Below are 9,703 nucleotides of genomic sequence, written 5' to 3'. Positions count from 1 at the left end.
TTCGGAAAGGCGGCCACTCTTTAATTGCCTTTAGCCATGGCTCGGCCCGTGCGAAGATCGCGAGGTGCCTGAGCTGATGTACCTGGAGATGACCCACCCAAGCGAACTGCGCCCTTCGGCGTCGACCTTCAGCGGGCAGGTCCAGTTGAAGCCCGTCGACGGAAACGAGGTCCGCACTCTGACCCTCGCTGTCGGACGCGACTTCGCGTGGCCGAGCCAGCAGTGGGAGGCCCAGCAGTGGGACGAATACCTGGGCAACTCCACGATGCGGCACTGGGCTGGCGTGGTCGACGGCGAAGCCATCGGGTTGCTTTCCCTCAACCTGCGGGAAGCACCGGACATCGAGATCGACTCCTTCGGCCTCGTGCCCGAACGAATCGGTCAGGGTCTCGGTGGCCCATTCCTCACCGAAGCTGTCGCGATGACGTGGGCGTTGCCCGCGCAGCGAGTGTGGCTGCACACCTCCAGCGACGACCATCCCCATGCGCTCAAGAACTACCTCGCACGCGGATTCCAGCCCTTTGAGCGAACCTGAGTTCGACGGGTTCAGACCGGTTCTGGCTGTGATTTCCCGAGTCGGTTGGGAAATCCTCCGTCTGTGGATGCTGCTGCGCGACGGAGCGAGGTGGTGCGGCAGTCGTCTGTCTCGGAATATCGAGGGGTTCGGCTTGTGCCCGCTTAAGCGGTGCCGTTCGCGTCGGGATTCCGGTGAAGGTTGGAACGTGCCTGTCGCTTCGGCTAGCCGCGTCGTTTGAGTGATTTCCCGCGGACAGGGCGGCGCGGGTTGGAGTGACGTGTCGGTGCGGTGTTGCACTGGGCTAGCAGTGCGGCACGGAAGCCAGGCCGCGGTCTTGCTGGCGGCGGCTTTCGATCGCTGGTGTCGGGCTAGGCAGCTGTGTACTTCCCGGTCCGCGGCGTGCTCAGGGCAGCGTCGGATTACGACTCGGTGGCCATGCCCAGTGAGCACAGGGAGCCGGCCAGGGCGATCAGGTCGTAGCGGGTGTCGTCCTCGTTCGTTTCCCACAGGGTAGACAGGGTCGTGGCGGCCTGGTCGACGTCGCCGTTGTGCTGCTTCAGGGCGATCCACATCGCGGCGGCGACCGGTTCGCATTCGATGTGGCGGTTGGTGGTGCGGCAGGTCAGCTCCAGGTGGCCGTTGGCGAGCATGCGCTGGGTGACGCCGGGGGCGGTGGTGATCGCCATCATGATGGCCTCCTGGGGTTGAGGGGGTGTTTCCTTGATGTACCTAGTTTCTCGGAACCGGGGAGCGGGAGCCATGGGGTGTGCTCCTGAAGCTTCCCTGGGGTTTCCCCACCCTTATCCCCGGTAGATTCCCGGTTGCCATCCGGACAGGGTTGTGGTGATCGTCTTCAGGACGGCGTCGAGCTGGTCGTTCAGGTAGAAGTGGCCGCCGGGGAAGGTCTTCACCTGGCAGGGGCCGGTGGTGTGGTCGCGCCAGGCACCGGCCTCGTCGAGGTCGGTTACCGGGTCCGCGTCGCCGACCAGGACCTGGATCGGGCAGCTGGGTTCCAGGCCGGGTTGGTGCCGGTAGGTTTCCACCGCGGTGTAGTCGCCGCGGATCGCGGGCAGGACCATGCGCAGCAGTTCGTCGTCGCCCAGTACGCCGGCGTCGGTGCCGCTGAGTTCCTTCAGGGCGGCGATCAGGCCGTCGTCGTCGCGTTGGTGGATGAACTCGATGCGTTGCGCGGACGGGGCCCGGCAGGCGGACGCGAAGAGGCCTAGCGGGGGAGTGCCCCGTGCCTCCAGGCGTCGGGCCACCTCGTAGCCGACGGTGGCGCCCATGCTGTGGCCGAACAGGGCCACGGGCAGGTCGGACCAGCCGGCCAGGTCGGCGGCGATCGCGTCGGCGACGGCGGCGACCGTGTCCAGGCAGGGTTCGGCGCGGCGGTCTTGGCGGCCGGGGTACTGGACGGCGACCACCTCGAAGTCCTGTCCTTCCGCGGCGGCGGAAAGCGGGAAGTAGGCGGTCGCCGAGCCGCCGGCGTGCGGGAGGCACACCAGGCGCACCCGTGCCCGGTCGGTCGGGTGGAAACGGCGGATCCACCGGCTCGTGCGTGCGTTCGCGGGTGTTTCGTCCACTGCGGTCACAAACCCAGGAGTGTTCGGTGCGTGTCGGCACTGGACAACCCCTAGCTGCCTTGGCGCGGCGAAGGAGGGGTGCTCGCGGCCGCGGTTCGCAACGGGGCGGGCGGTGGGTTGTGGGCGGTGTTGCGGAGCGGTTTCTGCTCCGGATCGAGGATGGCCGGCGGGATCCAGTAGACGGCACCGTCGCGCATCACGATTTTCCAGCCGCTGTGGTGCAGGAGGCGGTGGTGGCGTTCGCAGCACGAGGCGAGATTGTCCAGGTCTGTCGCGCCGCCGTGCGCCCAGTGCACGATGTGGTGCGGAGTAGTCCATTTTGGACTGCGGTCGCAGCCCGGGAAGGTGCAGCCGCGGTCCCGGATCGCCAGTGCGCGGCGCTGGGCGGTGGTGGCGGTGCGGGCCGAGCGGCCGAGGTCGAGGACCTGGCCTTCGGTGCCCAGGACCGCAGGGTAGACCTTGGCGTCGCACAGGATCCGGCGCAGGTGGGAGGCGGACAGGACGGATTCGTCGTCCGTGAAGATCTTCTTCGCGGTGCTCTGCAGGGTTTCCAGGCTCACGGTCACCGTCGCGACTGCTCGTTCGCCGGCTTTGCTCGGAAGGTCCGGGGTGCGGGCGGCGAGGTCGACGATCGCGGCGAGGGCGTCGCCGTGGCGTTCGGTGGGGGTCCGCGGGTCGGGGGTGCCCGGTGCGGTCGCGGGGTCCGGCGCGGCCAGGGGAACCAGCAGTTGTTCGATCAGGGTGCCGGTTTCGTGGTCTACGTTGCCGCTGAAGCGGAAACGGCCGGTCTGCGTCCAGTGCCAGCGGAATTCCCGCCACGGGCGCGCGGCCTCTTCGGCACGAGCGCCGGAGTCCGAGTCGGGAACCGAATCAGGGTCCAGGCCGTGGTCCAGGTCCGGGGAGCCGGGCACGTCGGCAGGGTCGTTGTCCCAGTAGATCTTCAACCGCGTCGCGGCGCGGCGGACGGTGCTGGGGTTGGCCTGCGTCGCGAGGGTCACCAGGGTGTCTTCCGCGACGGTGTAGTCCTCGGGAGTCAGCCACCGCGGCGCCTCGCCCAGGAAGTCGGCGATCACCGCCGCGTGCTGGGCGGTGATCTCGCCCGCGGACAAGGCTTTCCAGGTCAGCGGCAAGGAGCCGGTGGCCTGGGCGAGCCGGGCGCGGGCCTCGCGCAGGGTCACGTGCAGGATCGTCGCCAGATAGGACGACGTCGAGGAATAGCCGTCCGGCACGGCGCCGCGCGATTCCAGTTCCCGGATGGCCTCCAGTTGCGCGGCGTAAGCGATGTTCTGCTGTCGTTGAGTGGTCAGGAGTCTGGTGGTCAGGTCCCGGTCTGAGAGTTGCCAGGCGGGGAGCGTCGTAGTCGTGGACACCTCTTCATTTTCTCGAACGCACGTTCGATTACGCCATCGCTCGAAGTGGTCAACCCCGACTGCGGAGGCCACGGCAGCAAGATCACTGTCCGGAGCCAAAACGCCGCATCGGCAGCGAAATAATGCCCTTCGCCCCCAGTCGGCACCGAAGGCGCGCGGCCAAACAACACAAGGTAATCGTGATCACCTGATTGAGTGACTTTAGATCGCGGTTGGCTGTGCTTAGGGGGCGGCTGCCAACGTGGCACCCGCAGGAAGATGACCGTTGGGTCGAGGAGCTTGCGATGGGCGTGAACTGGGGGCAGAACCGCCGCACCGAGCCGAATGAAGCAGTGTCCCTCCTCGAGGGCCTGCTGATCGAATGCGATGCGGGGGCCGGAGACACGGTATTGGTCGGCGGAGGACCGGCCAGCGGGAAAACACAGGTGCAGAACCAAGTGGTGGCGCGAGCCCGTGAGCTGGGCGTGCTGACGCTCACCGCGACGGGGGCGGCCGACGAGCGCGACGTCGACGGAGGCGTGCTCGAGCAGTTGCTGGCCAGCCCGGCGTTGCCGCGCGAAGTGCTGGCCGCGGCGGACGGCGAGGATCGGATCGCCGCGTTGTGCAGTGCGTTGCACCGGTTGGCGCGCGAGCGATCGCTGCTGATTGCGGTCGACGATTTGCAGCACGTGGACGAGACGTCGGCCCGGTTGTTGCTCAGGCTGCAGCGGCGGGCGCGTTCGGCCGCGATGTTGCTGGTGTTGACGCAGCCGGACGGCTGGTATTCCGGCGAGGGCGTCGAGTTCGCCGCGCAGCCGCACCGGTACGTGCATCTGACGCCGTTCACCGTGGAGGCGATCGCGCAGCTGGTCGCGGACCACGACGAGGCCGAGCGGATCCACGGATTGAGCGCGGGGAATCCGTTGCTGGTCAGCGCATTGGTCGACGCCGGTCGCAGTTCGGTGGACGACAGCGCGGCGTATTCCGATGCGGTGCAACGGCTTTTGCATCGCTACGGTTCGCCGCTGCGCGAAGTGGCGACGGCGATCGCGGTGCTGGACACCGACGTGACGACGGACGCGGTCGCGACCGTCGCGGGCGTGGACCCGGTCGAGGCGGAGGCGTCCGCAGGCGTGCTCGTGGAGACTGGGCTGGTCGACGGGGTGCGGTTCCGGCAGCAGCCGGCCGCGGCGGCCGTCGTCGGCGGGTTGCGCGGATCCGAGAAGGTGCAGCTGCACATCCGGGCCGCGGAGGTGAAGCACGCACGCGGATTGTCGGCACCCGAGGTTGCGCGGCATCTCGTGGCGGCGGGCGAAACGCAGGCGGACTGGGCGTTGCCGGTGCTGGTCGCGGCGGCGGAGCAGGTGATGCTCGGCGACGACGTCGACTTCGCCACCCGTTGTCTGCAACTGGCGGCATCGACGACCACCGCGTCGTGGGAGCAGCAGATGATCTCGCAGCTGCTGGCCAAGATCACCTGGCGGGTCAACCCGGCGGCAGCGGCACCGCATCTCGCGGCACTGCGCGAAGCCGCGTCGCTCGACCAATCCGACCGGATCGCCTTGGTTCGCCAGTCCTTGTGGTTCGGGGACCGGGAAACGTTCGAATGCGCGCTGGTCCGGTTGGGGGACGACCTCGAGCCGCTGCACCCGCGGACGGCGGCCGAGCTGACTCTGGCCGCGCATTGGCATTACGGCACGGCACCGGAGCTGTCGATCGACGCGTCGGATCCCTGGATGCGCACGGCAACCACGCTAGCGTCGGTATGGCGCATAGGCGGCAGCGAAGAGACTTCGGTGTGCGCGGAGCGGATTCTGCAGAACTGCCGACTCTCCGACACCTCGCTGGAAGCGTTGGCTACGGCCATCCTCGCGCTCGCGTACGACGGCAAGGCGGACCGCGCCGAAGGCTGGTGCTCTTCGCTGGCCGAGGAAGCCGAGTACCGCGGCGCGGTCACGTGGAAGGCGATGCTCGACGCTCTCGGCGCGAGCCTGCTGCTGCGTCGCGGCGAACCCGCCGAAGCGGCCGAAGCAGCGAGCCGCGCGCTAGCGCTGCTTGACGAACCTAACTGGGGTGTCGCGATCACGTACCCGCTGGCCACCATGCTCACCGCGTACACCGCAGCAGGAGCGTTCAAAGCCGCAGCAGGAGTGTTGCGCCACGCTCTGCCCGAAACCGTGTACACGACCCTCGGCGGCGTACGCTTCCTCCGGGCACGCGGACAGTTCCACCTGGCCACAAACCGCGGCCTTTCCGCAGTGAGCGATTTCCAGCAGTGCCAGCGAATTCTCCGCGACAGCAATCTCGACCTGCCCGCCGTGGCACCATGGCGGACCGACCTCGCCGAGGCGAACCTGCGGCTGCGCAACCCGACTCTGGCAGTCGAGCTGGCGAAACAGCAGCTGTCGGACACGACGGACGCGTTCTCGCAGGCAGTGGCGCTGCGGGTGCTGGCGTTCGCCGGGGACAGCGGGGCACGGTCCGGGCTGCTGAACCGGGCGGCGGAAGCGTTCAAGGAGTCCGGCGACCGGCTGGAGCTGGCTCGCACCGTCCGTGCGATCAACCAGCTCGGCCAGCGTGCGGAACGCTCGGCGGGCCTGGTAAAACCGGTGCAGGTGCCGCGGCAGCCGATGCGTCCGCTCACGCCTCGTCCGGCGGCGTCGAGGCCGGAACCGCCGCGCGCGGATCCGGAAGGCCCGGCGGCGACCACGTTGAGCGAGGCCGAACTGCGCGTCGCGGAACTCGCGGCACACGGGCGGACCAACCGCCAGATCGCCGAAACGCTGTACATCACAGTGTCCACTGTGGAGCAGCATCTGACCAGGGTGTACCGGAAGCTCGGCGTGGCCGGGCGGAGTGCGCTGGCGGGCGAACTGGCCGGTGCCGGGCAGTGATCGGGAGCAACGACGAGAACGTGCTGACCGACGTGGAGCTGCGAGTAGCGGAACTCGCCGCGCAGGGCATGCCGGTGGCGGTGATCGCGGAGGTACTGGGAGTGTCCGCGAACACCGCCGCCCGTCACCTGACGGCTGTCTACGGCAAGCTCCGAAACGCGTGAAGGGCCTCTCGCGCGAACTCCGCGAGAGGCCCTTCACCGGGGACAGGTCAGGATCGGCGGTCAGCGACCACCGCTTCGATGATGTCGTCCAGGGTGCGCGTCGGCACGAAGCCGATCTGGTTGTACGCGCGGGTGCAGTCGGGAATGCGACGCTGCATGTCCTCGTACCCGTCGCCGTACGCCTCCTCGTAGGGCACCTTCGTGATGGCGCTGCTCGAACCGGTCGCGCCGATCACGCGCTCGGCCAGCTGCGAGATGGTGGTCTGCTCGTTGCTGCCGAGGTTGAACACCTTGCCGTACGCGGTTTCGTCGGCGAGCAGGTCCGCCAACGCGGGCACGACGTCGTGCACGTGGCAGAAGCAGCGGGTCTGCTGTCCGTCGCCGAACACCGTGATCGGCTCGCCGGCCAGCGCCTGCGTGACGAAGCGCGGGATGACCATGCCGTAGCGCCCGGTCTGGCGGGGGCCGACGGTGTTGAACGGCCGCACGATCACCGTGCGCAGGCCGTGCTCCACCGCGTACAGGTGGGCGAACGTCTCGTCCAGCGCCTTCGCCTCGGCGTAGGACCAGCGGTTCTTCAGCGGCGACCCGATGATCCGGTCGTCGTCCTCGCGCAGGCCGTCGGCGGTGTTCTTGCCGTAGATCTCGCTCGTCGACGCGACGAGGATCGGGACGTCGTGCCGCAGCGCCGCGTCGAGCAGGTTCTCCGTGCCGTGCAGGTTGGTGCGCAGGCTGTCCATCGTCTTGTCGAGGATGGTGAACACGCCCACCGCGGCGGCGAGGTGGAAGACCGCGTCGATGCCCGCCATGCACGATTCGACCGCGTTCGGGTCGGTGATCGAACCGCGCACGAACCGGAAACCGGGGTGCCCGGCGACGCCGGCGAGGTTGTCCAGGGTGCCGGTGCTGAGGTTGTCCAGTGCGACGACCTCGTCGCCGCGGGCCAGCAGGTGCTCGGTGAGGTGGGAGCCGATGAACCCGGCGCCTCCGGTGATGAGGTAACGCACTGTAGGTCCTTTCAAGCGCGGCGAAGCCGCTCCGTTGAGGGTGATGGTGGGGCGGTAGCTGGGCTCTCAGTTCGCGAAGAGCGCGCGGTCGAAGCGGTAGGTGGCGTCGATGACGGTCGGGCAGTCGGCCAGCCATTCGTAGCCGTGGCCCGGCTGGACGGTGTGGATGAGCGCGACGTCCCAGTCCTGGCCGTCCGGTTCAGGGACGGTGTCGAGCGAACCGCCGGTCACTCGGACGTTAGGCACCAGCGGGTCGTAGTAGCCGACCTTCGCGCCCTTCGCGGCGAGGAGGTCGAGGATGTCGAGCGCGGACGACGAGCGCACGTCCTGCACACCGGGCTTGTACGTCACGCCGACCACCAGCACGCGCGTACCCGCCATGCCCTTGCCTTCGCGCGACAGTGTGTTCAGTACGCGGTCGACAACCTGCTTCGGCCGCTCCGCGATGGCGTGCATCGCCTGGGTCACCAGTGGTGCGTTGCTCTGCGTCGCGCGCAGCTGCCACAGCAGGTAGTGCGGGTCGCAGGGGATGCAGTGGCCGCCGACGCCGGGGCCGGGGTGGAAGGCCATGAAGCCGTACGGTTTGCTGGCCGCCGCGTCGATGACCTCGATCGGGTCGATCGAGAAACCGTCGCTGATCTCGGCGAACTCGTTGGCCAGCGCGATGTTCACCGCCCGGAAGGTGTTCTCGTACAGCTTGGTCATCTCGGCCGCTTCCGGCGAGCTGACGCAGTGCACGGCCGGGGTGAGCACGTTGATCACGCGCTGCGCCATCGCGGTGCAGACCGGCGTCACGCCGCCGAGCACGCGCGGGGTCTCGGCCTGGGTGTGCGTGACGTTGCCCGGGTCGATCCGCTCGGGGCTGGACGCCACGAACAGGTCGCGGCCGATGGTGAATCCCTTGGCCACCAGCGGTTTCACCAGCAGCCGGTTCGAGGTGCCGACGTAGCTGGTCGAGGTGAGGATGAACGTCTGGCCGCGGCGGGCGTTGGCGACCAGCGCCGCGCACGCCGCCTCCAACGGGCCGAGGTCCGGCATCAGGTACTCGTCGAGCCCGGTCGGCACGCACACCAGCACCGCGTCCGCCTCGGCCATCCGCGCCGAGTCCGTGGTGAGCTGGAAGTCCTCCTGGTGCACGGCTTTCTCGAGCCGGCGGTGGTCGGCTTCGATGAGGTCGACCTCGCCGGTGCGGATGGAGTCGAGCCGGTTCTGCGACAGGTCGATGCCGATCACGCCGACGCCGCCGGCGTGCAGGCCGAGCGCGGTCGGCAGGCCGACGTAGCCCATCCCGATCACCGCGACCGACGTCAGTTCGTTCCGTTCGGCGAGGGCCTCGAATTCAGCGACAGTACTGGTCATTCCTGGTCACCCGTTTCTGGATGGGCTGGGGAAAAGCGTGCGGGAAAAGCGAAGCGAAGGCCGGTCATCGGACCGAGCGGACGATTTCGAAGGCCTCGGCGAGGCCGGCGCTGACCTGCGAGCCGCGGTATTCGGCCAAGGCGCGGACGCCGCGTTCGCTGCGCGGATTCGGCCACGGCTCGAGTTCTTTCCCGTAGGCGCGCAGCGCTTCGATTTTGCGCTCGAGGTGGCTTTCCTCGAGCAGCTGCCAGCAGTTCGGCCGGAAGGTGACCGGCAGCCCGGAGGCCTCTCCGACGTCGGTGGCGGAGCGGATCTCGAACGTGCGGACCTCGCGCACCGGACCCTTGCCCGGCCGCCCGGCGACCCGCGCGGCGCGGCTGACCAGCGCGTGGTCGGTGCTGAGATCGCACATGCTGGTGGCGAAAACGGTGTCCGGCTCGAATTCGCGGACCTCGCGCTCGACGACCTGGTTCAGCTCGAGATGGCTGACCGTGTCGAGCCGGTTGTCGCCGAATTCGTGGACTCGCACGCGTTCGATGCCGAGCGTTTTCGCGGCCAGTTCGATCGCGTCGGTGCGATTGGTGACCTCGGCGCCGGCGGCCGAACGCGAACCGTCGTCGTTGGTGAGAATGCAAAGCGAAACGGTGACGCCCTCGTCGGCGAGCCGGGCGATGGTCCCGCCCGCGCCGAGCGTTTCGTCGTCGCCGTGGGCTCCCACCACCAGCAGCCTGCGTGTCAACGTGTGCATACGATTCCCCAGTCCTTGTCCGGGCGGTGAAACCCCCAGCGGAAACGAGCCGTGCGAAATGGCTTGGAACGCCAGCAAAATC

9 protein-coding genes are annotated in these 9,703 nt (G+C 68.4%); 3 read left to right on the top strand and 6 right to left on the bottom strand.

The genetic code is table 11. The features are described 5' to 3' along the window. Nucleotides 1–64 precede the first annotated feature (64 nt). The gene (locus CU254_RS30135) at nucleotides 65–535 is read left to right on the top strand and encodes a GNAT family N-acetyltransferase (protein WP_009082204.1); all 471 of its coding nucleotides are present in this window, start codon (nucleotides 65–67) and stop codon (nucleotides 533–535) included. A gap of 401 nt (nucleotides 536–936) precedes the next feature. Here CU254_RS30135 and CU254_RS30130 read toward each other — a convergent pair whose 3' ends face one another. The 3 genes from CU254_RS30130 to CU254_RS30120 all read right to left on the bottom strand — a co-directional run bounded on the left by CU254_RS30130 (nucleotide 937) and on the right by CU254_RS30120 (nucleotide 3,470). Next, nucleotides 937–1,206, bottom strand: coding sequence for a hypothetical protein (locus CU254_RS30130; RefSeq protein ID WP_100266930.1), 270 nt, complete (start codon nucleotides 1,204–1,206; stop codon nucleotides 937–939). Between the two features lie 111 nt (nucleotides 1,207–1,317). Then, nucleotides 1,318–2,109, bottom strand: coding sequence for a thioesterase II family protein (locus CU254_RS30125; RefSeq protein WP_199786436.1), 792 nt, complete (start codon nucleotides 2,107–2,109; stop codon nucleotides 1,318–1,320). Nucleotides 2,110–2,150: 41 nt separating this feature from the next. After that, nucleotides 2,151–3,470 carry an HNH endonuclease signature motif containing protein gene (locus CU254_RS30120; protein ID WP_037715263.1) on the bottom strand — a complete coding sequence of 440 codons (1,320 nt, stop codon included), beginning with the start codon at nucleotides 3,468–3,470 and terminating at the stop codon, nucleotides 2,151–2,153. Between the two features lie 284 nt (nucleotides 3,471–3,754). On the opposite strand from CU254_RS30120, the gene CU254_RS30115 reads away from it, so the two are divergent. Together CU254_RS30115 and CU254_RS30110 are read left to right on the top strand one after the other, a co-directional pair. After that, entirely contained in the window at nucleotides 3,755–6,343 is a 2,589-nt protein-coding gene (locus CU254_RS30115; protein WP_009082196.1) for a LuxR family transcriptional regulator, read from the top strand. Further along, nucleotides 6,340–6,507 carry a LuxR C-terminal-related transcriptional regulator gene (locus CU254_RS30110; protein WP_078560947.1) on the top strand — a complete coding sequence of 56 codons (168 nt, stop codon included), beginning with the start codon at nucleotides 6,340–6,342 and terminating at the stop codon, nucleotides 6,505–6,507. The genes CU254_RS30115 and CU254_RS30110 overlap by 4 nt, the downstream gene beginning before the upstream one ends. A gap of 47 nt (nucleotides 6,508–6,554) precedes the next feature. Here CU254_RS30110 and CU254_RS30105 read toward each other — a convergent pair whose 3' ends face one another. From CU254_RS30105 to CU254_RS30095, 3 genes are all read right to left on the bottom strand, one after another. Further along, the gene (locus CU254_RS30105) at nucleotides 6,555–7,514 is read right to left on the bottom strand and encodes an NAD(P)-dependent oxidoreductase (RefSeq protein WP_037715261.1); all 960 of its coding nucleotides are present in this window, start codon (nucleotides 7,512–7,514) and stop codon (nucleotides 6,555–6,557) included. 66 nt (nucleotides 7,515–7,580) lie between these two features. Continuing rightward, entirely contained in the window at nucleotides 7,581–8,873 is a 1,293-nt protein-coding gene (locus tag CU254_RS30100; RefSeq protein ID WP_009082193.1) for a nucleotide sugar dehydrogenase, read from the bottom strand. Between the two features lie 64 nt (nucleotides 8,874–8,937). Beyond that, nucleotides 8,938–9,621 carry a PIG-L deacetylase family protein gene (locus tag CU254_RS30095; protein WP_037715259.1) on the bottom strand — a complete coding sequence of 228 codons (684 nt, stop codon included), beginning with the start codon at nucleotides 9,619–9,621 and terminating at the stop codon, nucleotides 8,938–8,940. Nucleotides 9,622–9,703 lie beyond the last annotated feature (82 nt).

This window comes from Amycolatopsis sp. AA4, assembly GCF_002796545.1.
GTDB lineage: Bacteria > Actinomycetota > Actinomycetes > Mycobacteriales > Pseudonocardiaceae > Amycolatopsis.
The sequence above is the reverse complement of the archived record's forward strand: the minus strand, read 5'-3'. Positions and strand labels throughout refer to the sequence as shown.

Excerpts from the sequence above, each read along its gene's own strand:
- CU254_RS30130 (WP_100266930.1), bottom strand. The coding sequence starts at position 1,206 with ATGATGGCGATCACCACCGCCCCCGGCGTCACCCAGCGCATGCTCGCC.
- CU254_RS30115 (WP_009082196.1), top strand. The coding sequence starts at position 3,755 with ATGGGCGTGAACTGGGGGCAGAACCGCCGCACCGAGCCGAATGAAGCA.
- CU254_RS30100 (WP_009082193.1), bottom strand. The coding sequence starts at position 8,873 with ATGACCAGTACTGTCGCTGAATTCGAGGCCCTCGCCGAACGGAACGAA.
- CU254_RS30095 (WP_037715259.1), bottom strand. The coding sequence starts at position 9,621 with ATGCACACGTTGACACGCAGGCTGCTGGTGGTGGGAGCCCACGGCGAC.